The following is a 25,413-nucleotide window of genomic DNA, read 5'->3' as shown; positions in this document are numbered from 1 at the left end:
ACCTTCCCCGCACGGCCTGCGGGCCGAGGCACAGAGGGCGCCTCGCTAGACTCCGTCCCATGCTCCGCCGCACCCGACGACCGGTGACCATTGCAGCGATCATCGCTGCGTCAGCGGGATTGATCTCGTGCACCGCCGCCCCGCCCACTGATGTGCCACCCACGATCGCGGCCATCATGGACCAGCCCACCTACGAGGGCGGCCGCTGGGGGATGTCGGTGATCGACATCGACAGCGGCGAGACCCTCATCGCCGTCAACCCCGACGAGCAGTTCCTCACCGGGTCCACGGCGAAGATCCTCTCTGTCACCGCAGCCCTCGACCTGCTCGGCGCGGATGCGACGTTCACGACCCCGGTCGTCGCCGTCGGCGAGGTCTCGAACGGCACCCTCGAGGGAGATCTCATTCTGCGCGGCTCGGGAGACCTCACCCTCGGCGGTCGAACGATGCCCGATGGCACCCTCGATGTGCCGATCTTCGACCACTACGACGCGAACGTCCTCCCGGGCCTGGCGACGCTCACTCCCGAGGATCCGCTGACCGGCCTCGATGATCTCGCTCAGCAGGTCGCCGCATCCGGAATCCACACGGTGGGCGGGGACGTCCTCGTCGACGACAGGCTCTGGGATCCCGTCGTCCTGGACGGCGTACCGATTTCACCGATCGTGGTCAACGACAACCTGGTGGACATCGTCATCACCCCCGGCGCGGCGGTCGGCGACCCCACGACCGCGAGCTGGCGGCCGCAGAGCTCGGCGTACACCGTCGAGAATCTGGTTAGCACAGCGGATGCCGACAGCGGGTTCGACGTCACGATCACCGAGCAAGGCGGCATCCTCACCGTCACCGGAACGATCCCTCTGGGCGCCGAACCGGTGGTGCAGACCTATCAGGTCCCTGATCCGGCAGCGTGGGCCCGCATCCTGTTCATCGAGGCGCTCGAGCGCGCGGGCGTCACCGTCACGGCGGACCCGCGGACGCCGAGCTCGAGCGAGCTGCCGCCGGTGGCGGACCTCGACGGCGCGATCCCGGTCGCCACGTTCACCTCCCCGCCGTTCTCGGAGACCGCCCGGCTGATCAACAAGGTCAGCCACAACCTCGGCGCCAATCAACTGCCGCTGCTGCTGGCGGCGCAGGCGGGTGAGCGAACCCTCGACGCCGGGCTGGCGAGACAGATGAGCGTGCTCGAAGCGGCGGGACTCGGGCCCGACGACGTCGTGATCACCGATGGTCAAGGGCTGCCGGGGAACCGCATCACTCCGGCAGCGATGACCTCCTACCTGGTGTCGCTGACGGACGCCCCGTACTTCGAGACCTTCCTCGAATCCACACCGATCCTCGGGGTGGACGGGTCCCTGGCAACCGTGCTGCCCGACGGTGACCCCGCGATCGGTTCTGCCCACGCGAAGACCGGCACGCTCGTCGGTCCGGGAACCGACACCCCCTACGTGCTCGAGACGAAGGCGCTCGCCGGATTTCTGGATGCCGCATCCGGCCGGCGTCTCGCCTTCGCGGTGTTCGTCAATGACGTACCGATCACCGAGGTGCAAGCGGTCATCCAGGCCAACACCGATCTGGGCGCGATCGCGTCTCAACTGTTCCAGTTGTACTGAAAGCTCACGCCAGCTCGACGTCGCGCCCCGGCGTCGTACGGCCGCCGATCTCGACCTCCCGGCCGAGGTTCCGGCGGTGCGTGACCAGCCTCGACCCTGCTCCCTGCTCGATCTGCAGATCTCGGCCAAGTGCGGCGGTCAGCCGGATTGCTGCTGACCCGGTCGCCTCGTCGGTGCGGATCCCGAGGCCCGGCGCGAACATCCGCGTGCGCGCGCGCCCGGCTTCCTCGTCGAGCCACGCCCAGACGTAGTGCATGCCCTCGGTGTAGGCATCCGGATCGACGGCATCGACCTCACCAGGGGAGTCGAGTCGTTCGAGTTCGAACTCCGGGGCCCAATCGACGTCGGCACTGATCCACGTGAGGTCGCCGTCGGCACGGACCCGGGCCGAGCCCGCCGGCACGACGACATGCCGGATGTCGTCGCCTGCCGCGCGCAGCCAGGCTGCCAGTCCCACCGTGGGATGCCCGGCAAAGCGCAGCTCCTGCTTCGGGGTGAAGATCCGCGCCCGAACAGTGCGCCCGTCCACCTCGTCGATGAACACCGTCTCGCTGAACCCGAGGTCAGCGGCGATGTCTTGCTCATGCCCGCGAGTGGCGGTCGACGCCCACACGATTCCGAGCGGATTGCCGTGCTCGCCGGTTTCATCGACGAAGACGTTCACGACAGTTGCCAGGATGCCCATGACTGGCCAGTCTTGCACGGGATGCAGCGGGCGGTCAGCCCCATCGGCCGCCACAGTGAGGGTCTTTGGTCCCTGCCGCCGACGGTCGGATCCGGCGCACAGTTGAGGGGTCGGACATTCCGACACGATGAAGAAGAGGACCTCGTGTCCAAGCTGCTGGTTATCCGCGTGGCGGGCAAGACCTTCCGCTACAACGAGCAGGGCGAGGCGGTCGGCCTCGTGCACGGCAAGAAGGCGCTGCACATCCAGGCCGCCGGCGGAGTGTTCAACTCCCAGGATCCCGCGAGCCAGTACCTGCGCACGATGCTCGGATTCATCGGCATCGACGACTACACGGAGATCGCCGCCGAGGGCATGGACCACGACCCGGCCCGCTCGGATGAGATCATGGCCGCCGCGTTCGCGAAGGTCGAGGAAGCTGCCGCAACCTTCTGAGGTGATCACGCTCACTCCGACGGGGGGCCGGTTCTCCCGGACGCCGTGACGTGGTTCATGGCGCCCCAGGATCGGCTCACCCGAGCGCTCTGAGGCGCGGTTTACGCGACCGAAACACGAGCGTGTGCACAATGGGTGTGCAGCGTAAGCCGTTGCGGGCGCACTGGGCCACAAGACCCCGGGGCGTGTGGAGATGTCGTTCGCTCCACGTCCCTCTCGCGGTGTGGTGCGGCGACTCATCCCTTCCTGTTCATCGGTATGGAAGTGAGAGAGTCATGTCACTCAAAGTCGCGGTTGTCGTCGGCAACCCGAAGCCGGCATCGCGCACCCGCAAGATCGCCGAGCTCCTGGTCGAGAAGCTTCTCGACCAGGGAACCTACGAGGCCCAGGTGATCGACCTGGCCGACTACACGAACGAGATCTTCGCCTGGCCGTCGGAGGTCATGGGGTCGCTGAACGCCGTGGTCGCCGACAGCGACCTCGCGATCTTCGCGTCACCGACCTACAAGGCCACCTACACGGGGCTGCTGAAAGCCTTCCTCGACAGGTATCCGGCCAACGGGCTCGCCGGTGTCACCGCGATCCCGGTTCACACGGGCGCCGACTTCACCCACTCGATGGGACCGACCTTCACGCTGTCTCCCCTCCTGGTGGAACTCGGGGCGACAGTGCCAGGACGCGGCTTCTATCTTGCCCTCAGCCAACTGGAGCGCGTGGACGAGCTCCTGGACGCAGCAGTCGGGGAGTATGCCGGCAACATCCGGCGGGTCGCATCCCTGGCGGGCGCGCTTCGCGCCGGCATCCCGGCATCCTGAACCGACGGCGAAGAGAAAGCACACCCATGTCGCAACATTCGGCACCCGATCTGCCGTTCTCCCCCCGCCAGTTCCGTGACACCCTCGGCCACTACGCGTCCGGGATCACGATCGTGTCGGGCATCGACGATGGCGAACCGATCGGCTTCACCTGCCAGTCGTTCTTCTCCGTGTCGATCGACCCCCCGCTGATCTCATTCAGCGTGATGAAGACCTCGACGACCTACCCCCGGATCGCCGCCGCCGGCAGGTTCGCCGTGAACGTCCTCGCGCACGACCAGCACGAGATCGCCAACCAGTTCGCCCGGCGGGGCACCGACAAGTGGGCCGGGGTTTCCTGGAGTCCCGCCCCCTCGGGAAACCCGATCATCGCAAACACTCTGATGTGGGTCGATTGCGAAGCGTGGGCCGAGCACGAGGCCGGTGACCACCTGATCGTCATCGGGTCGGTTGTGGGGATGAGTCCGGCCGAGTGGCACCGCGAGGAACCGCTGCTCTATTTCAAGGGTTCCTACCGTCACCTCCGCGACCTCGACCAGCTCGCCGGGTGAGCGAGGCCGGCATCACGATGCTTGCCCATGCGTAAAGAAGCCTGAATCTTGACGCACTCTTCGGCGAAAAGCAGGGGTAAATCTCCCTAGCCTCGAGGCATGCATCCTGCCCTGAGCGACCACGCGCTCCCGAGCCGCGCCGTGTTCTTCGTCTCAGACAGCACCGGCATCACTGCCGAAACCCTGGGCAACGCGCTCCTGGCGAACTTTCCCGGATTCCGGTTCGATCGCCACACGATTCCGTTCGTCGACACCGCCGAAGCGGCAGCGGCGGTGGTGCAGACGATCACCGGTGCGGATGCCGCGGGCCTGGCGCCCATTGTCTTCTCGACGATGAAGAACGCGACTGTCGGACGCGTGCTCGATACCGCGCCGGCGCCGCGCATCGACCTTCTCGGTGGCCACCTCACTGATCTGGAGCGAACGCTCGGCACGACGGCATCCGAACAGCTCGGGCAATTCCATACCCTCGGTGACACCGAGGCCTACTTCGCGCGGATGCGCGCTGTGGAGTACGCCATCGAGCATGACGACGGGCAGAGCTCGCGGGCGCTCGAGTTCGCCGACGTCATCATCATTGCCCCCTCGCGCTGCGGCAAGACCCCGACGACCATGTACCTCGCGCTGCAGTACGGCCTCCTGGTCGCGAATTACCCGCTCACCGACGAGGACTTTCCCACCGATGGACTCCCGCGGCTCGTCGCCCCGCACGCCGAGCGCTGCTTCGGCCTCACCACGACGCCCCTGCGCCTGCGCCAGGTGCGCCACGAGCGACGCCCGGATTCGCGCTACGCGAGCCTCGCGCAATGCACCCTCGAGCTGCGACGCGCCGAAGAGCTGTATCGCCGCACGCGCGTGCCGTTCCTGAACTCCTCGACCAAGAGCGTCGAGGAGATGTCGGCAATCATCCTGCAGACCTTGAAGCTTCGCGCCTGACACCCCAGCCCTTCCCGGCCCTCACAAAGGAGCACCCATGAAGAACGTCCTCTGGTTCGACGAGATCGGCATGACCGATCTGCCAGCCGTCGGCGGCAAGAACGCCTCGCTCGGCGAGATGGTCTCTCATCTGTCAGCGCTCGGCGTGCGGGTTCCCGGCGGGTTTGCCACCACAGCCGACGCCTACCGCCGCTTCTTGGCCCACGACGGTCTCGGCGACCAGATCGCAGCCCTCTTGCGCGATCTCGACACCGACGACGTCGCAGCCCTCACGCGCGTCGGCGGCGAGATCCGCGCCAGCATCGAGCGGCACCCGCTGCCCGAGGACCTCGAGATCGACATCCGCACCGCCTACGACCGGCTGCTGCACGACGACGCCGATCCGGATGCCGTGACCTGGGCGGTCCGGTCGTCGGCGACGGCCGAGGACCTGCCCGACGCCTCCTTCGCGGGGCAGCAGGAGACGTTCCTCAACATCGGGGGAATCGAGAACATCCTGACCGCGATCCGTCGGGTCTTCGCCTCGCTCTACAACGACCGCGCGATCGCGTACCGCGTGCATCAGGGATTCGATCACACCGAGGTTGCTCTGTCGGCCGGGGTGCAGCGCATGGTGCGCTCGGATGTGGGTGCAGCCGGCGTCATGTTCACCGTCGACACGGAGTCGGGGTTCGATCAGGCGGTGTTCCTCACGAGTTCGTACGGGCTCGGCGAAGCTGTCGTGCAGGGAGCCGTCAACCCCGACGAGTTCTACGTCTCGAAGCCGGCTTTGCGCGCGGGGCGCCCGGCCGTCTTGAAGCGCTCGGTCGGCGAGAAAGCGGTGGCGATGCGCTACACCGACAGTCGTGCCGCGGGCGCGAGCACGGCCTTCGTCGATGTTCCACTCGCCGATCGCGCCAGGTTCTCGCTGACGGATGCCGAACTCGAGGAACTGGCCAGGCAGGCTCTCGTCATCGAAGAGCACTACGGCCGGGCGATGGATATCGAATGGGGTAAGGACGGCGTCGACGGGCGGCTCTACATCCTGCAGGCCCGGCCCGAGACTGTCGTCTCTCGCGCGTCGGCGAAGGTCATCCGTCGCTTCCGCCTGCATGAATCGGGGACGGTCCTGGCGGCAGGTCGCGCCATCGGCCAGCGCATCGGCTCGGGTTCCGTGCGGGTGCTGAGCGATCTGGCTCAGATGGACTCGTTCCGCGCGGGCGATGTTCTGGTGGCCGACATGACCGACCCCGACTGGGAGCCGATCATGAAGAGGGCCGCAGCGATCGTCACCAACCGCGGTGGACGCACCTGTCACGCGGCGATCATCGCGCGCGAGCTCGGCATCCCGGCCGTCGTCGGTGCAGGCGATGCCACCCGCATCCTGAGCGATGGACAAGACGTCACAGTCTCGTGCGCCGAGGGCGACACCGGGTTCGTCTACGAGGGCCTGCTGGAATTCGCCGAGGAGGAGACGCACCTCGATCGGATGCCGGAACTGCCCGTCAAGATCATGATGAACGTCGGCACGCCCGACCAGGTGTTCTCGTTCTCGCGCCTTCCCCACCGGGGGGTCGGGCTGGCGCGGCTCGAGTTCATCATCAACCGGCAGATCGGCATCCATCCCCGTGCGCTCCTCGAGGGCGACCTACCCGCCGAGCTGCAGGCCCAGATCGACGAGCGGGTCGCCGCCTACCCGTCACCGCGTGACTTCTTCGTGCAGCGCGTCGCGGAGGGTATCTCGATGATCGCCGCCGCGTTCGCACCCGAACCGGTCATCGTCCGGATGAGCGACTTCAAATCGAACGAATACGCAAACCTCATCGGCGGCGAACGCTACGAGCCGCACGAAGAGAACCCGATGCTCGGCTACCGCGGGGCGTCCCGCTACATCTCCCCCGACTTCCGGGCCTGCTTCGATATGGAGAGCGAGGCGCTGCGGTACGTGCGCGACGAGATGGGATTCACGAACGTCCAGGTGATGATCCCCTTTGTCCGCACCGTCGGCGAGGGTCATGCCGTGGTCGAGATGCTCGCCGAGAACGGCCTGCGCCGCGGCGTCAACGACCTGAAGATCATCATGATGTGCGAGCTGCCGACCAACGCACTGCTGGCCGATCAGTACCTGGAATTCTTCGACGGCTTCTCGATCGGCTCGAACGACATGACCCAGCTGACCCTGGGACTCGATCGCGACAGCGGCCTTGTCGCCAACACCTTCGACGAGCGCGATCCCGCCGTGCTGCAGCTCATGTCGATGGCCATTCAGGCGTGCCGCGCGCAGGGCAAGTACGTCGGCATCTGCGGTCAGGGGCCGAGCGATCATCCCGACCTTGCCGAGTGGCTGCTCGCGCAGGGTGTCGAATCGATCTCCCTGAACCCCGACACGGTCGTTGAGACCTGGATGCGGCTGGCTGCCGAAGCGCCGGCCCAGGCACCCGGAGCCGCTCGCTAGCGAGATCCCAGCGGAAGAGCAACCCCCCTCCCGGAATCGCCGAACGGACCTAGCCTTGCGCACAACCACCCAGCAATCTATGTGAGGAGAGCCATCATGGGTATGGACGACAAGATCAAGAACGCTGCGGAAGAAGCCAAGGGCAAGGTCAAGGAGACCGTCGGCGACGCGACTGACAACGAGAGCCTCGAGGCCGAAGGCAAGGCCGACCAGGCCAAGGCCGACGTCAAGCAGGCTGGCGAGAAGACAAAGGATGCGCTGTCCTGACGCTCTGCGCCAACATCCGACGGGGCCTGTCCAGACGGACGGGCCCCGTCGCTGTGTCGCATTCGCGAGCTTCGCGAAGTCGCCGACCGCATTCGTCGGAACACATTCCGTTCGCGTCATCCGATGTCAAGCCTCGTTCGCCGGGCAGGCATCCCGTCTAGGCTCCCCGCTGGAGGTTGACCATCATCATCGATTCGGACATCGCGACTCACCCGGTCGCGCGCTCGGGTGACGTCCGGCACGTGACTCTCAGTCCGCACCCGAGCGCAACGACCGCGCAGGTTGGTCGTGCTCTCGCGTCGGCGGCCGAGATCAGTGGGTTCGGCATGGACCTCGACGAGACTCTCGACTGGTGCGTGGACGTCGGGGAGTGGGCGCCGCGCGTCGGCGAGGGGCGTACGGCAGAGCTGTGGGAGCTTCTTGCCGCCACCGCTGCGATAGACGTGGGCGCGGCGCGCATTCTGGAGCCGCACCTGGACGCACTGACCATCCTGAATCAGGCCGACAGGTCAGATCTGGTCCGACCCGAGGACACGTGGGGAGTGTTCGCGGCCGAGAGCCCCGATCATCGCCTCCGCGCCGAGGAGTCAGGGGCACGGTGGACCCTGCGGGGCTCTAAGCCGTGGTGCTCGCTCGCGTCACACCTGTCCCGCGCGCTCGTGACGGCATCCCTCGACGACGGGCGACGCGCACTGTTCGCGGTCGACCTTCGCGCGGATGGTGTTCGAGCCCACGACGGGCCGTGGGTGGCGCGCGGGCTGACTCAGGTCGTGAGCGCACCCGTCGACTTCGACGATGCTCCGGCTGTCCCCATCGGACCACCGGGCTGGTATCTGGAGCGCCCGGGCTTCGCCTGGGGCGGGATGTCCGTAGCGGCGTGCTGGTGGGGGGCGGCGTCCGGCATCGCCCGACGGCTCCTGACTCCCGCACAATCGGCGGATGCCGACCAGCTCGCACTCGTCCATCTCGGCCGCGTCGATGCGTCCCTCTGGACGGCCCGCGCCGTGCTCGCCGAAGCAGCCGAGCTCCTGGACGATGGCCGCTCGACCCGAGTGGGCGAGCGACTGTTGAGTGAACGCGTGCGCGCCGTCGTGGTCGATGCCGCCGCTCTCACCCTCACCGAATCCGCCGAGGCTCTCGGTCCGAGCCCCCTCACCCGTGACGAGCAGTTCGCCCGGTCAAGCGCCGACCTTCACCTCTACATCCAGCAGCATCACGGGCTCCGCGATGTGGCGCGGATCGGTCGCGAAGCAGCTCGGCAGCGTGCCGCGTGGTGACCTTCAGTCACCTCGACGATGGCACCGCCGAGGAACGGTGGCTCGCCGATACTCGCCTGATCTCCGCGCCGCCGCTGGAGTCCCTCCCCGACGAGCTCGTCGTTATCGCCGCCCACCCCGACGACGAGACGCTCGGTGCCGGGGGACTGATATCCCGCGTTGCAAGCCAGGGAGGCCGGGTGAGTGTCATCGTCGCCACCGACGGTGAGGGCTCTCACCCGGGATCGAGAACGCACTCCCCCGATTCCCTCCGCGCAAAGCGGCGCCTCGAGGTCATCGAAGCGCTATCGCTTCTGGCTCCTGGAGCACGCGTGCAGTTCCTGTCGATCCCCGATGGCGAGGTGGGCACGCACGCGAGCGTCGTCGAGGATGCCGTCGCGGCGGCGCTGGATGCGACGGATGCCGCGCCGGCCCAGACGCTGGTCGTCGCCCCCTGGTCGGGAGACGGACACCGCGATCACCGGGAAGCTGCCGGTGCCGTGCGCAACGTCGCGTCAGTTCGCGGTGTGCGTCAGCTCGGGTATCCGATCTGGATGTGGCACTGGGGCACTCCCGAGGATGTTCCCTGGTCTCTGGCGCTCGCGGTGCAGCTGACCGAGGACGAACTGACACGTAAGGGTGCTGCCCTGCGAGCTCACACGTCTCAGGTGAAGGCCCTCTCGAACGAGCCGGGCGACGAGGCAATCGTGCCGCCGAGATTCCACGCTCACTTCACCCGCGACCGAGAGGTCTTCCTCGCCGAGGACCCCGGTGACCGGGCAACTCTCCGGTCGGGGTTCTTCGAGGACTTCTACGCGCGTCACGACGACCCGTGGGGTTTCGAGGCACGGTGGTACGAGGAGCGAAAGCGCGCAGTCCTGCTTGCAGCGCTGCCGGCCCCGAACCTCGGCAGTGTTCTTGAGATCGGATGCGCCACGGGTCTGTTGACCGCGTCGCTTGCGGCTCGCTCCGACCGGGTCATCGCCGTTGACGCGTCAGCCCGCGCGGTCGATCGCGCGAGCCGCCGGTTGGCCGGCGCGGATCACGTGACGATCTCGCGCGCGCATGTGCCGACAGAGTGGCCGGAGGGAGAGTTCGACACCGTCGTGCTCTCCGAAGTCGGCTACTACTTCGACGCGGCCGATCTGGATACGCTCATCCGTCGAATCGACGCTGCGCTCACCGCGGACGGCATCGTCGTCGCGTGCCACTGGCGGCATCCGGTCGCGGAATACCCGTCCACCGGCGATCGTGTGCACCACACGCTGCGACGGGTGCCCGGATGGCGCAGGATCGTGCTCCACGAAGAGGACGACTTCGTACTCGAGGTCTTCGGCGGCGCGGATGTCGAGTCGGTGGCCGCGCGGGAGGGTCTGGCGTGATCGGCTCCAGCATCCGCGCACTTGCCGTCGTAATCCCGGTCCACAACGAAGAACAGCTTCTGTCCCGGTGTCTGCACGCGCTGGAAGCCGCCGTCGCGCGGGTCCGCGTGCCGTGCGCGGTCGTCGTCGTGATCGATGCCAGCACCGACGGGTCGGTAGCGGTCGCGCGGCGGCATCCGTTCGCCGTCATCGAGATCGGAGCGGGCTCCGTTGGCGCCGCCCGCTCGGTCGGGGTCACCGCCGCGCTCACAAGCCTGGCGCCAGCCATCGACCGGCACACCTGGATCGCCAACACCGACGCGGACTCGGTCGTGCCACCGAACTGGCTCACCCTTCAGCTTGACCTTGCCCGCGAGGGTGCCGACCTGGTCATCGGCACCGTGCGGCCGGACTTCGCCGACCTCACCCCGCAGCACCGGCAGCTGTGGCTCGACACACATGAGCCGGGCCGTCCGAACGGGCACGTGCACGGGGCGAACCTCGGTGTGCGGGCCGATGTCTATCGTGCGGCCGGAGGCTTCAGCGATGCCTCGGAGCACGAAGACGTGATGCTGGTCGATCGCTGCCGCGCGGCGGGAGCGCACGTCGTCGCCAGCGACGGGGCCGAGGTCATCACCTCTGGGCGGTTCGTCGGACGTACTCCCGGCGGCTATGCGGCGTACCTCCGGGATCAGCATCGGGGTCTCGGAGCGGTCACTCCCGAGCCGGTCTAGCGCGCTGGCGTCGCTGCGGCGAGCCTGCGAACGATCTCATCGAGCACGGGCGTGGGGGTCGCGAAGATGAGGCGCGCGAACCCTGCCCCGGCTTGGCCGCACATCGTCCCCTCAGTGAGAGTGACGGAGGCTTCCCGCGCGAAGTACTCCGCGGGCAGGTCGTCGATTCCGGCGCCGCGGAAGTCGATCCACCCGACGTACGTGCCTTCCGGTTTCGGCATCCATGCCCCCGGAAGATGCTCGGCAAGGAGCGAGAGCAGCCGATCACGATTGCCCTCGAGGTAGGGCACGAGGTCGGCAAGCCACGCATCCCCGCTGCGGAAAGCGACGGCGTTGGCGATCGCGCCGAGGTTGCTCGTGCCGTGCCCCGAGAACCGCCCGATGCGCTCCCACGTCTCGCGGTCACGGTCGCTCGTGAGCACGAGTTCCGCGCACTTCAGACCGGGGAGATTCCAGGCTTTCGAGGCGCTCATGGCAGTGATGGTGTGCTCGGCAGCAGCCGGTGTCACCGTCGCGTACGGGATATGGGTGGCGCCTGAGAAGACGAGCGGCACCCAGATCTCGTCCGAGAAGACGCGCCCGCCGTTTCGGTCGACAACCTCGGCGATCCCGATCAGTTCGTCTCTCGCGAACACGCGACCCACCGGGTTGTACGGGTTGCACAGGAGCAGCAGGTTGCCTCCCTCGTCGAACGCCCGCTGCAGCGCGTCGAGGTCGAATTCGTAGCGTCCGTCGCGAATCGCGAGAGGCATCTCGATGACCTCGCGACCGCGCATCGGAGGCACCATGAGGAACGGCATGTATGACGGGGTGGGGACGATGATCTTCGACCCCGGCTCCGAGCAGTGTTCCATCGCAAGCTCGAGCCCCATGATGACATCCGGGATGCCCCATACGTCGCTCGCCGGCACACTCCAGCCGTACCGGCGCTCGAGGAACCCCGCCGTCGCATCCGACAGATCAGCGGCGATGCGCTGCGGCATGTACCCGAAGGCGCCATCATCGACAGCCGCATGAAGGGCGGCGGTAATGGCCGGGTCGACACCGAAATCCATCTCGGCAACGAAGGCCCCGATCGAGCCATCCCTTGCCGACCACTTCGTCGCGCCGGTGGCACGAAGCTGATCGATCGTGATGGCGTTCATGCGCCGGGCGAAGTCAGTCATTGCGCGCTCTTCCTGCTCGTGGCCGCTCCCACGATAGCTCGCGCCACCGACGCGGGCCCTCAGGCGCGGACGCTGCCGACCAGGGCGAGCACCTCCGCTACCGCCCCGCGAACGAGTGGAAGGCGAGCAAGCGGCAGCACCGCCGAAAGCAGGCGCAGCGACCTGTCGAGCAGGAGCCGCGTGCGCTGGCGGCCCTCTGAGGTGTCGTAGACCCAGAACAGCGCGAGCAGAAGGTGCGCGAGAACGAGCGCATCCGGCATCCGCTCCCGCACGTCGTCGGTTAGCCGCGTCGGTGCCGCGCCGTCGATCGCCTCCGCGAACAGCCCTTCGACGATCGCGAAAGCCTCTGCCGATTCAGCGGACAGGGGGTTGATCGGCGACCGGGGCGACACCGCAGCCGAGAGGAACTCTCCCGCGTGGGCATGATACGGCTCGAGCTGGTCGAGTCCGGTCTCGAAGACGATCCGCAGCCGCTCGATCAGCTCGGTTGCGCCGGCGAGGAGCGGCTGAGCCGCGGCCCAGTGCCGCTCCTGCACGTCGAGGTACAGCTCCTGGATGAGGTGATTCTTCGACGCGAAGTGGTAGTTCGTCGCCCCCACCGACATCCCCAGCTCGTCGGCCAGCCCCCGGATCGTCGTCGCGTCGTACCCGTTCTCGCGAAATGATCGCAGCGCCGCGGAGCGGATGCGCTCACGGGTGCGCTCACCCTTCGTGTGTCGAACCTCAGCTGGCATCGATCGCCTCCTTCGCGTCGACGAGCGCTGCTCGCAGGTCGGTGTGCCCGAATGTGAAGCCGGCATCGCTCAGGGCCTGCGGCACGACCCACCGACTCTTCAGGACCAGCTCGGGCTCGGTGCGCAGCACCCACATCGCGGCTTCCAGCATCCAGCGCTGGGCGGGCAGCCCGACCGGCGCACCGACCACGCTGCGCAGCGTTCGCATGAGGGTGCGATTGTCGCTCGGATGGGGCGAGGCGACGTTCACGGGACCCGACATGCGCGGGTCGTCACGGATGAAGCGCACGGCCGCAACGACATCGTCGATGTGCACCCAACTGAATCTCTGGCGTCCGCGAGTGCGGTACCAGGGCGCCCGCGCCGGGCCGGTCGGTTGGTCACCGATGCCGCGGTAGCGGTGGTGCGGGGGGCACCATCCGTCGAACTGCGTGCCGCCCAGCCCCCACCGGGCGAGGTTCAGCAGCATCCGGGTCGCCGGACCGTCGCCGATGACGATCGCCATCCGCAGCGCAACCCGGCGTGTGTCGGGAAGCGAGCCGGCGAAGAGCTCGCGCTCCCACGACGTTGCGACATCTACCGAGAACCCCGAGCCGATCTCACCGTCCGACTCGGCGTTTGGTCGATCGGTGGAGTGACGGTAGATCGTCGCCGTGGAGGCATTCATCCAGACCCGCGGCGGTCGCTCCGCCGTCGCAATGGCCTCGCGCAGCGCTCGCGTCGTCTCGACCCGCGAGTTCAGGATGCCGGCGCGATTGCGGTCCGTGTAGCGACAGTTCACGGACTTACCCGCGAGGTTGATGACCACGTCTGCACCGTCGACCGCGCGCGCCAGGGCCGCGGCATCGTGCCACTGGACCGGCGCAGTTCGCCCGATCTGACGGACCGCGTAGCCGTCTTCGGCGAGCGCCTGAACAACGGCTCGTCCGACGAAGCCGCTGCCGCCGGCGATCACGGCGACCTGCCGCCTCTCGGTGTCCATACATCGACGATAGCGCTTTTCTGAACGTGTTCAGAAACTGAAGAACTCTATCGCTGTCGGATGCACGACATAGCGTGCCGTCATGACGATCACTGATGTCCTTGTGGAAGACGAACCCGCCGAACTGCTTCTCGAAGCGATCACGGCCCTGATGGAGAACTCCGAAGAGTCCGCCGGCATGACCAGCTTTGGAGGCAAACTGGCAGGCGATAGCGGCGCGGCGCTCGTGCACGCGCTCGGACGGATAACGGCCGAGCTGCACGCCGAGGACATGCGCAGCTTCCTCCCCGGAGGAACACGCAACAAACGCACCGAAGAGCAGCGTGGCGCTGACGCCTTCATCCTGCTCGTCGATCGGCTCGAGGAGGCATTGATGAGTCGGACAGCCGATGATGTCGCGACGTGACTGAAGTTCGCCGGGCCGAAGGCTTGTACCCCTGATCAGGTCAGCGGCCGGTCAGGACGCCCCGGAGCACTCACGTTCCCGGTCGTCAGCTCAGACATCGTGAGGTCGTCGAGCCATGAGGGCCGCATGATTTGCGCCGGCGGTTCGATTCGGACCCTTTCGGGAGTCCAGGCCGGCGTGACAACTGAACAGATCAACGCAAAGCCCGCGGAGTCGACGAGTCGAAGTGCTTTGTAGGATCCGGCCGGGACAGTGATCATCGGCCGCGTCTCCCGAGACACCACCGACCTGGTCACCGCACCGTCGCTATCCACAACCACGTACTCGACCGGACCACCGTCGACGATGACGTGGGTGTCATCGACAGCAAGCCAATGCCACGCGTTGATGGGGCGACGAGGGTCGAGCAGGTAATAGATTGCGTTCGCGGCTGGAGACGCCGCGCCGTCGGCAGTTCGGACTTCCACATCCGAACGGAAGGCGGGAGCCCACCACCCCGATTCACCCTCGAGCACGCGCAGTCCCAGCCGCTCAATCCACTCGTCGGCTCGAGGATGATGTGTCACATGCTCCATCGTGCCCGCATGCCGCTTCGAGAAGAGATCAGCTCAGCTACGTTCAGGAAAAGTGGCGGAGACGGAGGGATTTGAAATCACGCCAATGACAATCGAGCCCAACTCAAACCGCATGATTCCGCGGATTCTGACGTCGCCGACGTACTCCTGGATCAGGTCGGCCGGGTTCGATTCGTGGCAGAAACGTGGCGAGTGTTCGGCGCGAAATCAGGTGGCTGCACTCGCCCTTCAGTCACGCGATCTGGAGACTACGCGGACGTGGCTTCGACCATCATCTCGACGGCTTCGATCATGCCGTATCGATCTCGCAAGATGTCGAGAATCTCCTCGACGGTGAGCGCTGTACTGTAGCGGCCAGAACGACTCGCGATCTCCTGCACCGCAGCGAGTGCATGCCTTGGGTTGAGCGCGACAGTGTTCTTCGCGAACTCCCTGGCGCTGAGCACCTGAATGCCCGGCGGAATCTTGCCTGCAGGGAAGTCCTTCAGGTTCTCGGTGACGATCGCTCCGGCTCCCGCGATGACGGCCGCAGCGACCACATGCTCGTCATCCGGATCGGGAAGCCCGAACGTACCTTCCAGCGGCTCCCAGCCTTCGACCTCCGCGTCGGCGAACTCTCGCCGCATCGCAGCGATGAGGGTCGCTGCGCGGCTGGCCGCCTCCGCTATGGGTATCCCCCGCTTCACGAGCTTGGCCTCCTCGTGGAACTCGAGCTCGTCGAGGATCGCCGAACTCCAGGTCGGTCGATACGCGCCCTCGACCGCGAGGGAAAGGAGGAAGTCACGCTGCAGGCTCGGCCACAGCACGCTGGTGTCGAGGGTCGCCGTGAACACGACCCCATCCTCTCAGCCTGCGAAGTCAGAGTCGGGCAGCCCGCCTCGCTGCCACTGCCTTCCTCGCCGCTTTCAGGTCCTCGAGCGTCTGCTCGATGTTGTCTTCGCCGACGGAGTCGCGCGTGGCGGCGAGCATGTCGTACTGACGCTCACGGCGGCGCTCTCGGTATTCGAGGAGATCCGCGAGGAGAACGCGGCGGTGCGTTCCCGCCTTCTCGAACGGGATCTCGCCCTCGTCGAGGAGCTTCACAATGGTCGGGCGGCTCACGTTCAGGAGATCCGCTGCCTGCTGGGTGGTGAGCCGTGTTGTCTGGGGTACAACTGACACGGCAAGCCCGCTCTGCATCGCGTCCACGATCTTGCGGAGAGCGAGGTAGACCTCTTCCGGAAGCTCCACCTGGTCACCTGGACGCGCCCCCGCAAGAAAGTACCTCGGCTCGGGAAGAGCCCGACCGGCGGCCTCATGGGCGGTGAGGAAGTCCAGCACAGGGGCAAGCTCGACTCCCCTGCTGGGAAGGTACGTCTCTTCAACAACTGCAGCGCGAGACACGGAAATCACCTCAATACACGTAAACGCAGGTGGTTGCGTTTGTTGCGATTAAGGTACCACGCGTCACCGACAAGTCAATAGGAGCGCGCTGGAGCAACGATCAGATGCCTCGTCAGGACACCCCGAGCCGTGCGAGCGCGTAGCTCCACGGAATGCGCTCCTGCTCGAGGCGTATGTTGCCCTCCGCGCTCAGCGACTGGAGAGCCGCGCGCTCATCAGGCGTGAGCAGCTCGAACACGCCGACATTCGGATCCGGATCGATCCCCCACAGATCACGGTGGTCGAACAGAGTATCCATATCCATCAATGCCGACGTTGCGTCCACTCCCCTGGCTCGAAGTCGGTTGAGAATGGCGAATCCGTGCGAATCGAGATCACCCCAGTAGGTGACCGTCTGCGCCCACGGGAGGCGGGCGACGAGATCGACGCGGTGACCGCCACCGTGCACTGCTATAGCTCGGGGCACATCCGGCATCGCGAGCAGGGTGGCGAGGTTCTCGAACACGAACACACGCTCGGGTCGGATCGTGCTTGCCGCAAGGTCGTCGACGGGCGCCGACACATCGGAGAGCCCCTGGAATGAGAGCGACGGATCGAGAGCACGGATCCGTATGAGCGGTGACGGCTCGCGAAGGCCCAGTCCGGGCGCACCGGTTCCCGCCCGATGCAACGCCTCCACGAGTCCGCGGCGAGATTCGATCCACTTGGTGTGGATGCCGCGGATCGGCAGTTCCCGCACCAGGCGGCCCGATTCCGGGTTCTCGCGCAACCAGGCCAGCACATGGACGAGCCTGTCGAAGTCGGCGCCATCGAGATCGCCGATCGCGCGGGCATGGGCGCGAAGCACGCCGCCGGCGTCGGACCCGGCCAGGCCCCTCAACTCGTCGAGTCGCGCCACCAGACGTCGCCAACCATCCGCCTCGCCCGCCGCTCGAGCGATCGAATCCGAACCGCGCAGCACCGCGCGAATGGGGACTTCCTGCGACCCAATGCGTGACCAATGACGGACGACCCACTCGAGCTCAATACCCGAATCCTCGCTCACACCGCGCCATGCGTCGACCCACTGTCGAACCCGATCGAGATCGTCCAGCGCCTCCCGCTCCGTTGGCGGGCGTAGCGGAACGTCGAGCGCGACATCGGTCTGCTGCTCGGCGGCCCAAGTGCGTGCATCGCGCTCGAAGAGTTTCTTCGCCCGCGCGCGCAGGTCAGACGGTGTGACAAGCGTGCTCACGCGCGCGACTCCGCGTGCGGCGGGACGGCGACCTCAGTCTCATCGACCGAGAACACCACGTTCGCCAGCCGTGACGCGTCGCGGTCGGGGTTCGACACCGACGTGATCGCGCCCACGTACGGCTCGAGCGTCTGCAGCAGCTTCTGCGGTGTCGCGAGGATCATGTGGAATCCGAATTCGCGGAACACCTCCATCGCGTTGCGCGTGTATCGGCTGTCAGCCTTGTCGAACGCCTCATCGAGCACGATCGACCCGAACCGCGGAACGTCGTCCTCTTCTTCAGTCAGCTGGTACCGCAGCGCTGCGGCGAGGCAGAAGATGACAAGCTTCTGCCTCTGGCCGCCCGACAGCCCCTCGGCCGAGTCATACACCCGCACAACGCGGCCGGTGACGTCCTTCTCCCGCGCGAGGAAGCTCACATGCAGCCTCGTGTCGAGCACTCGGTTGCGCCAGTCCATGTCGACGCGGTCCTTGGATCCAAGCCGACCGATTACGCGCTGCAGCACGGCGAATCGTTGCTCGGCACCGGCGGCCGACTCGTCGGCCCAGTTGCCTTCGACGATGCGGCGGAGGTCGGTGAGGAACTCGTCAACCTCCGGGGTCCGCGTCGTCTTCACATCGATCTCGAGAAAGCGGTCCGCTCCCTCGAACGGGGACCGCCCCAGGGATGCGTTGACGGGGAGGATTCGCTCGCGGATGAGACCCGGGGCGTCGCGGAGATCGCTGAGCAAGTGTGCGACGACGTCCTGCGATCGTTCCCGCAGCAGCTTGCGGAACTCGGTCTCCTTCTCGGGCAGGCCGCGCGCGAGGATGCCCTCCCGCAGTTCCCGGTAGCCGTAGCGGTCGCGGATGTCAGCAGTCAGCTCAGCGGATGCAGCGGACCACTCGAGCCGGAACTCGGCGGCGCGCCCGGCGAAGCTGGCCTCAGCATCCGCCGCGCGGCCGGCCGCGGCGTCCTTCTCCTTCGAGAGTGCCGACTGCACCTTTCGCGCGACTTCGTCCACCGTTTCCAGGATCACCGAGCGTCGCTCGGCTCGGAACCGGCCTTCGAGGGCGTCGGTGATCCGCTCGTCGACCGGTGCATGCGGTGTTGCCTCGAGTCCGGCGATATGCGCCGCGATGCTTTCTACGTTCTTGCCGGCGACAGCGTGATCTCCGACCGCCCGTTCGTAACCCTCGTTCGTTTCGTTCAACCGCTGGGTTGCACGCTCCGCGGCTTCCTGTGCTTCACGGAGAGTCCCGGACTCGCTGGTGAGCACCCGGAGTTCGTCGCGCCGGGCGGCGGTGACCGCCGTCGCGGATGCGAGATCCACTTGGTTCCACGTGAACATCGATACGCGGTTGAAGACGTCGCGCCGACTGACAGCGTCCTGATGGAGCGAGTCCGCATCCGACTCGCGGGCAGCAGTCTTGTCCTTCGCGAGTTCCGCTTCGCGGCGACGGCTTAGCAGCGCTTCAAGTCGCGCTTGAGTGTCGCCGCCGAGCATCCACCGGGTGGCATCGCCGACATCGTGACGGTCGTCCTTCTCGTACCTGCGTGAGTTGCGCTTGACGAGGCCCCCGATCGTGACGCCCCGGTCGACGCCGTCGAGCTCGTCGGGGTGTGAAACGCAGGCGTAGTCGAACTCGTTGGCGATTCGCTTGCGGACGTAGGACGCGAAGGGCCCGTCGCTCACCACGAGGCGATGAACGAGCGAGCGGGAATCCTTGGGGCGACGCGGCTCGTCGACGGAGTGCGGGACCGCTTCGATGACGAGCCGGACGCCGAGTGTCCGCGAGTCGGCTGCCCGCCGCGCGGCGACAAGGTGTTCGTCGCGCACGAGGAGCGTCGGCGCAAACGGCGCCATCACTCGCTCTGCCGCGCCGCGCCAGCCGGAGTGCTGCTCGGCCACCGAGATCAGCTCGCCCGCAAAGGGGAATGTCGATGCCGGCACGCCGACAGCGTCCGCGAGGAATCGCCGGGCGCTCAGAAGCCTCTCATCGAGGTTGCTCCGGTGATCTCTCAACGCCTGAATCTGCTTCGTGACTTCGTCCACTGCCTTGCGCGCCTGGCTCGCGGCGTCACGCACCTCATACGACACCGCGGGGATATCGCGCGCAGCCTCGGTGACGGCCGCCGCAAGGAGCTCGGCGAACTGCTCGGGATCCTCGGGCATCGGCGCACCGATGCGCGCCAACTCAGCGGTCAGCTGGGCTCGATACTGCCCGGCGATATCCTCGGCGCGCTGCGCACTTTCGATCCGCTCCTGCAGAAGCTCGACCCGCGCGCCGCCCTCGTCCCGAACACGCGCCTTCGCGCTGTCCAGCGCCTCGGATGCCAACCGCTGCTCGCGCGCGGCGTCGCTCAACTCGCTCTCGGCGCGTGCCAGCCTGGCGCGCGCGGGGCCCGCGGCCTCCTTCGCGAGCCGAAGCTTGAGTCCCGCCGTGAAGGGTTCGACTGCATCGTGTAGATCAGAGATCGCCGCCACCTCGGCGCCGGCCAGATCGAACGCGGTGATCGCCTCATCGACCTTTCGGAGCGCATCAGCCTGCTTCCGCAGGTCGACGACGTGCTTGTGGGCAGCATCGAGCTCCGTGAATTGCTCGACTGCGGTCGCGGTTCGCGCGAAGGTTCCCGGCTGGTCGAGCATGAACCCGCGGAACAAGGCGTCGAGGGTGCCGAGGTTCTTCGCTGATTGTGTCTTGTGGAGAAGCTGAAGTGTCGCGTCTCCGCGGAAGCCGAACTGGCGGACGACGCGCTCATGAAAGCGTCCGTGTCTCCCGCCGGTGGTGATCAGCGCGTCGGGGAAGGCCTTCGACATGCGGCGAGCGTCGATTCCGCCCTCGACGTGGGGCTTCACCTCGAGAAGCCCCAGGTGACCGCGGGCGAAGATCCGTGCGTCCTTCAACGCGGTCGGTTCGGTGCGCGTGCCGGGTGCGTGGAATACCCGCAGCAGGACGACTGGTTCGTCGCGGAGATTCTGGTAGCGCAGCAGGATGCCGCTCCAGGTTGCCTTCGAGCGCAGGTAGGTCGTGGTGGCCCGATCGGCAGTCTCGTCAGCTTCCTTGCTCCAGGCGCCACGCACATAGCTCATCAGCGTGCGATCGCTCTGCCGGGATGCGCCGTCCTGAGCCGCCGCGTTGAGGCGCAGCCACTTGTCGGGGGTGAGGACGGCGGCGATCGCGTCGAGTAGCGACGACTTGCCCGATCCGGATGCGCCGGTGAACAGGTGGCCGGCGCGCGCGACGTCCACGGAGACGTGGCCCGCAAACGTACCCCAGTTGACGAGTTCGATCTGGGCGAGTCGCCACTGGCCGGGCCTGGTCGGATCGACTTGCGGCTCGTCGGTGGGGAAGCTCAGCATCGTCATTCTGTGTCGTCCTCGGCATCCGTCGACGGGGCAGCGGATTCTCCTCCGCCCTCTCGGGCGATCCGGTGGTACTCAGATGTGATCGCGCGGATCTGGTCGGCATCGACGAGCAGTCGTAGCACCGGCGAGATCTCGGCACGGTCATCGCCAACGGCGTGCAGCACGCGGAGCTTGTTCTGCATCTTGTTCCACGACGAGTTGACGCGGCTCGCGAAGTCCTTCTCATCACGGTCCGGGGTGCGGAACACGGCGAGCTGCTCGAACACCTCCGCCTGCCCCACGATCACGCGCCCGCGGCCCTCCTCACTCAGCAGCGTCTGGCGCAAGACAAGCAGCATTGCGGTGTCGAGGAACGTCAACGCCTCAGACCGCACCGCCTTCGGGGCATCTTCGGACGGAGCGTTGCGGACGAAGGCGAACTCGTTGTCCCGATCGATGACCAGTTCGAGGAACAGGTCGGCAAGCCGGGAGCGGAGGACAGCCTCGTCGGTGAGCAGCACCGCCCACAGCTGCGCCTCGCGCGCTCCGGAAAGATACGGGCCGCGCACCAGACGCAGCAAGACCCGCCGCGTACGATCCGGAAGCTCGCCCGCGTCGCCACGCCAGAGGCCAGTGTGCTCGTCGGGGGCGACATCCGCTGTGGTCGGTTCGGTCATGTCACCGCTCCTGTGAATCGGTGCGCGGCGACGATCGCCGCCCGCGGAACTCCGTCTGCGCCCTGCCAAGCGAGCACCTCGGGTTCATCGTCGACGGTGCCCTGCTCGGCGGCGATCGAGAGAAGTCCGATCACGCTGCCCACACCTTGGGTCGCGGGGTATCGAGCAAGGACATCTGCGACGGTGCACGATGACACCTCGGCGAGCAGGTCGTTGACATTCCGGGTGAGTTCGTCGAAGTCGATCTCGGTCTCGCGTGCGATCGCCCGCAACTCCTCAAGACTCGCGAGGGATGCCGGCTGCGTGACGACCTCTTCGGTGGCAGCGAATTCGGCAGGATCGTGAAGATCGATCGCTCCAACGCTCGACAGCGCGACAGCAGAGAGATCCAGCGTGAGAGACGTCGGATACCACGGGCGCGTATGCGCAGCGGCTTCCACCCCCGCGTGCTGAGCCTCCCGCAGAAGAGTCCTCAATACCCGGTCGCGCTGGTAGTCCTGCGACTGCACGTAGCGGCGGAGCGCCCGGGCGAACAATGTGATGACGTCGTGAATCTCCGCGCTTCGTCCCTTGAGCGTTGTGAGGAAGGCGCGCAGTGCCCGGCGCTCATCCGAGGTGAGATCACGAGCGAATCCGCGGTCGAGGATGCGGCGGATGTCGGCCTCGAACGCGGCACCGAGTGCAGGGTCGAGCACGAGCTGGGAGAAGGCAGCGAAACTGCGGCCTGCATCCGAGTCGGAGATGTGGTCGATTCCGCGAAAGACTTCGTCGACGACTGACGCCTGAGAAACATCGGACTCGACGATCTTCGCCCTCAGCGACGCATTCAGCGTCTCGAACTCAGCACGCACCCGAGCGAAATCGTCCGGTACGTCCGCCGCCTGCGCCAACACATCGCGAACGCGCTCGAGCGCCCGGTCCTCGTCGATCGCGGTCTCGTCACCCGAACGCAGGCTCTCGATCCGCCGCTCGATCGACTCGATCTCTTCCTCGAGCAGTGCGATGCGCGCTGACGCATCAGGATCGGTGTCGATCGCGAGGCGACGGACTTGCGCCGCAAGGCTCGCAAGCCGAGACTCGGTCACACTCGAACGCGGGGCGGCACGCCCCTGCAAGAAGCGGATCCCGGCGATCGCATCCGGGGAAAGCTCGAGCGTCTCACCCCGCGCTTCCGATGACGGCCGACGCACCAGGAAGCCGGCCGATCGCCACTCCCCGCAGTACCCCTTCGCAGTCAGCGGCAAGATCAGCCCCTGCGCACGGAGCCGCTCGAGGTCGGCATCGATCCGCTCGTACAGCTCCTCAGCGTCGACTCGGCGCTCGTCTCCACCCAGATGGGTGCCGAGAAGACCGGCGACCACGGGTGCACTGTCGGCTCGAAGCAGCTTCCACGCCGCATCGCGCTCCGCAAGCTGGGCGAGCTCGAGAACCTGGGCGACGGCGGGCACGCGTCCATTCTGAAGGAACGCACCGACATCCGTTGACGCGGCGGCAGCGGATAGCTCGGACTGAGTCACCCGATGAGGTAGACCATCCCGCGACCGTCTGTCGCGAGCGCCTCGACGAATTCCTGTGCCCGCGTGAGGTAGTCGAGGACGTAGCGGAGCTCGTCGTCATCGTCGACTCCGTGCCGGCTTCGCCAAGTGCGCGCCCACGTTCGCGCCTGGTCCTCGTCGATCGCACAGAGGTCGTCCCGAATCGCTGGCACCTCCTCGGGGAGGATCGTCCTCACCCACGGGTCCCAGCCCATGTCGTGCATCGTCACGTTCCCCTCGAACATCCGGTAGCACGAGCCGGCGGCGGAACTTCCGGGCCCCGAGCGCGTGAGGGACTGCAAAGCGGACCATGCCTTGTCGAGATAGAGCATGTCGCGCTTCGGTGAGACCTGCTCGAACGTCGCGACACTCACGCTCGCGTGCGGCTCCAGGCCCCACGCGTCAGCGAGCGGGTCGCTGGAGAGGATGCTGTGCGGGTCATCGACCGCCTGCTGAGCAAGGTCGGCATCGAAGGCATAGGCGTAGTAGCGGATTCCCATGCGGCCAGCATCCCGACGCAGGCGCAGCCACGATCACCGCAACCGACGCCGTGGGGAGAACGCGCCCGAATCCGCCGCTGTGGAGGAACGGCGGCCTTCGCATGGCCCCGCCCCTGGAGACCGAGGGATATGCGCTCGCGGTCTCGCGGGCAGCGGCACTGAACCTTCGCCCGGTCCAGCCGCAACCGAGCAGGTTGATGAGCGGGAACTCATGATCGAGCTCAGATCGCCCAGAACGGAACGCTTCGCAAACGTGGCAGAAATGGCGGATTTTGTGGCAGATGCGAAATAAAAAGCCGTTGATCTGGGATTTGTCTGCGGAGACGGAGGGATTTGAACCCTCGGTCCCCGTGAGGGGACTCCACCTTAGCAGGGTGGTGCACTAGGCCTGACTATGCGACGTCTCCAGGCATCCGTGCCCGAATCGGGCGGATGACCTCGTCAATACTAACCGCTGCGGTCCGCCGCGACGAATGGATGCCGTCAGCCGAGGTTTCCGACCGAGCAGGTGGTCTGCGCAGCCGTCGAGCCGCTGATCGAGTTCGGAAGAACCGCGGCGTCTTGAGCCGGCGCTTCCGTGGGCGCGGCCGTGGCGTTCGGATCCGCGGTGGGCTCAGGCGCGGGCTCCTCGGTCGGCGTGACATCGACAACGCTCCCGTTCGCTCCAGCCTTGCCGGTGAGCTCGAGCGGCGCGTTGGCCTCGAGTGCTGCCCACAGCTGGTCTGCCGCGGCGTAGTTCGGCACGACCTTGTTCGGGTCGTCCGGGTCGCCGTTCACGGGGTACTGAACGAAGACGATGTCCGAGAACGGAACGTCCTTGATCGCGAGCGCGATCTGCACGAGCGTCAGGGGGTTGGTGAGGCTCGAGCTCTTCGTAATGTTGTCGATCGCCACGGTCGCGAGGCGGTAAAGCGTCGCCGGGTCCGAGAGCACGTTCTCGCTGACGAGCTTCTTGGCAAGGCTCGACATGTACTGCTGCTGGTTGCTGATCCGGCCGAGATCCGATCCGTCACCGACGCCTTTGCGGGTCCGGAGGAAAGCGAGTGCCTGGGTTCCCGAGACTGTCGAGATTCCGTCGGGCAGGTAGAGGCCGGCGAGCGGGTCGCTGATGCCACCTTGGACGCAAACGTCGACCCCACCGATCGCGTCGGTGATGTTGATCACGCCACCCCAGGTGACCTTCGCAGCGAACGGGATGCTCTGACCACTCAATTGCGAAATGGTCTTGACGACGCACGAGAGGCCGCCGCCGTCCGCGCCACCGCCCGCGTAGAACGCCGAGTTCAGGGGCTGCTTGCTCATTGCCGAGGACGTCGATCCGTCGCCCCGATCGCACGAGGGAATCGGGATCATGAGATCGCGAGGGAAAGAGATCACGGTGACCCGGCGCGGAGCATCCGATATGTGCACGAGCATGTTGACGTCGTTGAGCTCGCCCTCGGAATCGGAACCCGAGCAGCGGTCGCCGAAGATCGCCGCGAACTCCGGCTCACAGGCGTCAGTGCCTGCAACGAAGAGGTTCACGCCGCCCTCGATCGCGCCAATGTCGGGCGGAACGACGACCTGCTCTTCGAGCTCGACCGTGTTCTCGGTGGCGTAGCTGGCGGCCAGGTCGTAGACCGTGTAGGCGGCAACCCCTGTACCCGAAACGAGGACGACGGCAACGACAATGCCGAGTGCCTTCATGAAGACCGAGAACGGATGCGGCGACTTCAGCGCCCCATGACGGGCCACCGTGTGGCGGCCGCGCTGCGGTGCTGTCTTGCTCACAGAGTTCCCTTCCGACGACGATCGCAACGCACCCA

General features: G+C 66.6%; 24 protein-coding genes and 1 tRNA gene. 11 read left to right on the top strand and 14 right to left on the bottom strand.

Translation table 11 applies throughout. The annotated features are described in order from the left end of the window. Positions 1 to 59: 59 nt before the first annotated feature. Complete coding sequence (gene dacB / locus LL236_RS09155; RefSeq protein ID WP_228178438.1) at positions 60 to 1,613, top strand: D-alanyl-D-alanine carboxypeptidase/D-alanyl-D-alanine endopeptidase; 1,554 nt, start codon at positions 60 to 62, stop codon at positions 1,611 to 1,613. A gap of 4 nt (positions 1,614 to 1,617) precedes the next feature. Here dacB and LL236_RS09150 read toward each other — a convergent pair whose 3' ends face one another. Beyond that, complete coding sequence (locus LL236_RS09150) at positions 1,618 to 2,352, bottom strand: PhzF family phenazine biosynthesis protein (protein WP_228178437.1); 735 nt, start codon at positions 2,350 to 2,352, stop codon at positions 1,618 to 1,620. Positions 2,353 to 2,442: 90 nt separating this feature from the next. Between LL236_RS09150 and LL236_RS09145 the strand changes: the two genes are divergently transcribed. From LL236_RS09145 to LL236_RS09105, 9 genes are all read left to right on the top strand, one after another. Next, complete coding sequence (locus tag LL236_RS09145) at positions 2,443 to 2,733, top strand: NAD(P)H-dependent oxidoreductase (protein ID WP_228178436.1); 291 nt, start codon at positions 2,443 to 2,445, stop codon at positions 2,731 to 2,733. 275 nt (positions 2,734 to 3,008) lie between these two features. Continuing rightward, on the top strand, positions 3,009 to 3,548 hold the full coding sequence (locus LL236_RS09140; protein ID WP_228178435.1) for an NADPH-dependent FMN reductase: 540 nt from the start codon (positions 3,009 to 3,011) through the stop codon (positions 3,546 to 3,548). A gap of 26 nt (positions 3,549 to 3,574) precedes the next feature. Beyond that, a complete protein-coding gene (locus tag LL236_RS09135) occupies positions 3,575 to 4,099 on the top strand; it encodes a flavin reductase family protein (RefSeq protein WP_228178434.1) in 525 nt (174 codons plus the stop codon). A 99-nt stretch (positions 4,100 to 4,198) separates the two neighbouring features. Further along, positions 4,199 to 5,035: a pyruvate, water dikinase regulatory protein gene (locus tag LL236_RS09130; RefSeq protein ID WP_228178433.1), complete on the top strand. Its 837-nt coding sequence runs from the start codon at positions 4,199 to 4,201 to the stop codon at positions 5,033 to 5,035. Positions 5,036 to 5,072: 37 nt separating this feature from the next. Further along, the gene (ppsA, locus tag LL236_RS09125; RefSeq protein ID WP_228178432.1) at positions 5,073 to 7,469 is read left to right on the top strand and encodes a phosphoenolpyruvate synthase; all 2,397 of its coding nucleotides are present in this window, start codon (positions 5,073 to 5,075) and stop codon (positions 7,467 to 7,469) included. A 96-nt stretch (positions 7,470 to 7,565) separates the two neighbouring features. Continuing rightward, entirely contained in the window at positions 7,566 to 7,736 is a 171-nt protein-coding gene (locus tag LL236_RS09120; RefSeq protein ID WP_228178431.1) for a CsbD family protein, read from the top strand. 176 nt (positions 7,737 to 7,912) lie between these two features. Further along, positions 7,913 to 9,013 (top strand): acyl-CoA dehydrogenase, encoded by a 1,101-nt coding sequence (locus tag LL236_RS09115; RefSeq protein WP_228178430.1) that lies wholly within the window; start codon positions 7,913 to 7,915, stop codon positions 9,011 to 9,013. Further along, positions 9,010 to 10,374, top strand: coding sequence for a bifunctional PIG-L family deacetylase/class I SAM-dependent methyltransferase (locus LL236_RS09110; protein ID WP_228178429.1), 1,365 nt, complete (start codon positions 9,010 to 9,012; stop codon positions 10,372 to 10,374). The genes LL236_RS09115 and LL236_RS09110 overlap by 4 nt, the downstream gene beginning before the upstream one ends. Next, the gene (locus tag LL236_RS09105; RefSeq protein ID WP_228178428.1) at positions 10,371 to 11,087 is read left to right on the top strand and encodes a glycosyltransferase; all 717 of its coding nucleotides are present in this window, start codon (positions 10,371 to 10,373) and stop codon (positions 11,085 to 11,087) included. Before LL236_RS09110 ends, LL236_RS09105 begins: the two co-directional genes overlap by 4 nt. Here the strand turns inward: LL236_RS09105 and LL236_RS09100 are convergent. From LL236_RS09100 to LL236_RS09090, 3 genes are read right to left on the bottom strand one after another with little or no spacing between them, the layout of a single operon-like run. After that, positions 11,084 to 12,253, bottom strand: coding sequence for a MalY/PatB family protein (locus tag LL236_RS09100; protein WP_228178427.1), 1,170 nt, complete (start codon positions 12,251 to 12,253; stop codon positions 11,084 to 11,086). The two genes, LL236_RS09105 and LL236_RS09100, sit on opposite strands and share 4 nt — an antisense overlap. A 59-nt stretch (positions 12,254 to 12,312) precedes the next feature. Further along, positions 12,313 to 12,987, bottom strand: coding sequence for a TetR/AcrR family transcriptional regulator (locus LL236_RS09095; protein ID WP_228178426.1), 675 nt, complete (start codon positions 12,985 to 12,987; stop codon positions 12,313 to 12,315). Then, complete coding sequence (locus LL236_RS09090; RefSeq protein ID WP_228178425.1) at positions 12,977 to 13,969, bottom strand: epimerase; 993 nt, start codon at positions 13,967 to 13,969, stop codon at positions 12,977 to 12,979. Before LL236_RS09090 ends, LL236_RS09095 begins: the two co-directional genes overlap by 11 nt. Positions 13,970 to 14,051: 82 nt before the next feature. Between LL236_RS09090 and LL236_RS09085 the strand changes: the two genes are divergently transcribed. Further along, positions 14,052 to 14,375 (top strand): DUF222 domain-containing protein, encoded by a 324-nt coding sequence (locus LL236_RS09085; protein ID WP_228178424.1) that lies wholly within the window; start codon positions 14,052 to 14,054, stop codon positions 14,373 to 14,375. A 35-nt stretch (positions 14,376 to 14,410) separates the two neighbouring features. Here LL236_RS09085 and LL236_RS09080 read toward each other — a convergent pair whose 3' ends face one another. From LL236_RS09080 to LL236_RS09035, 10 genes are all read right to left on the bottom strand, one after another. Continuing rightward, positions 14,411 to 14,941: a cupin domain-containing protein gene (locus LL236_RS09080; protein ID WP_228178423.1), complete on the bottom strand. Its 531-nt coding sequence runs from the start codon at positions 14,939 to 14,941 to the stop codon at positions 14,411 to 14,413. Between the two features lie 257 nt (positions 14,942 to 15,198). Beyond that, positions 15,199 to 15,783 carry a PIN domain-containing protein gene (locus LL236_RS09075; protein ID WP_228178422.1) on the bottom strand — a complete coding sequence of 195 codons (585 nt, stop codon included), beginning with the start codon at positions 15,781 to 15,783 and terminating at the stop codon, positions 15,199 to 15,201. Positions 15,784 to 15,808: 25 nt separating this feature from the next. Then, positions 15,809 to 16,333, bottom strand: coding sequence for a helix-turn-helix domain-containing protein (locus LL236_RS15010; RefSeq protein ID WP_228178421.1), 525 nt, complete (start codon positions 16,331 to 16,333; stop codon positions 15,809 to 15,811). A 112-nt stretch (positions 16,334 to 16,445) separates the two neighbouring features. Continuing rightward, a complete protein-coding gene (locus LL236_RS09065) occupies positions 16,446 to 17,567 on the bottom strand; it encodes a DUF3322 domain-containing protein (protein WP_228178420.1) in 1,122 nt (373 codons plus the stop codon). Further along, positions 17,564 to 20,917 carry an ATP-binding protein gene (locus LL236_RS09060; protein WP_228178419.1) on the bottom strand — a complete coding sequence of 1,118 codons (3,354 nt, stop codon included), beginning with the start codon at positions 20,915 to 20,917 and terminating at the stop codon, positions 17,564 to 17,566. The genes LL236_RS09065 and LL236_RS09060 overlap by 4 nt, the downstream gene beginning before the upstream one ends. Then, the gene (locus LL236_RS09055; protein WP_228178418.1) at positions 20,914 to 21,573 is read right to left on the bottom strand and encodes a DUF4194 domain-containing protein; all 660 of its coding nucleotides are present in this window, start codon (positions 21,571 to 21,573) and stop codon (positions 20,914 to 20,916) included. The genes LL236_RS09060 and LL236_RS09055 overlap by 4 nt, the downstream gene beginning before the upstream one ends. Then, on the bottom strand, positions 21,570 to 23,021 hold the full coding sequence (locus tag LL236_RS09050) for a DUF3375 domain-containing protein (RefSeq protein ID WP_228178417.1): 1,452 nt from the start codon (positions 23,019 to 23,021) through the stop codon (positions 21,570 to 21,572). The genes LL236_RS09055 and LL236_RS09050 overlap by 4 nt, the downstream gene beginning before the upstream one ends. A gap of 65 nt (positions 23,022 to 23,086) precedes the next feature. After that, complete coding sequence (locus LL236_RS09045) at positions 23,087 to 23,608, bottom strand: DUF1877 family protein (protein ID WP_228178416.1); 522 nt, start codon at positions 23,606 to 23,608, stop codon at positions 23,087 to 23,089. A gap of 318 nt (positions 23,609 to 23,926) precedes the next feature. Further along, positions 23,927 to 24,015, bottom strand: a tRNA-Ser gene (locus LL236_RS09040). A gap of 76 nt (positions 24,016 to 24,091) precedes the next feature. Beyond that, on the bottom strand, positions 24,092 to 25,378 hold the full coding sequence (locus tag LL236_RS09035) for an LCP family protein (protein ID WP_228178415.1): 1,287 nt from the start codon (positions 25,376 to 25,378) through the stop codon (positions 24,092 to 24,094). Positions 25,379 to 25,413: the final 35 nt, after the last annotated feature.

Origin of the sequence: Microbacterium schleiferi (genome assembly GCF_020781975.1) — a bacterium.
Lineage (GTDB): Bacteria > Actinomycetota > Actinomycetes > Actinomycetales > Microbacteriaceae > Microbacterium.
The sequence above is the reverse complement of the archived record's forward strand: the minus strand, read 5'-3'. Positions and strand labels throughout refer to the sequence as shown.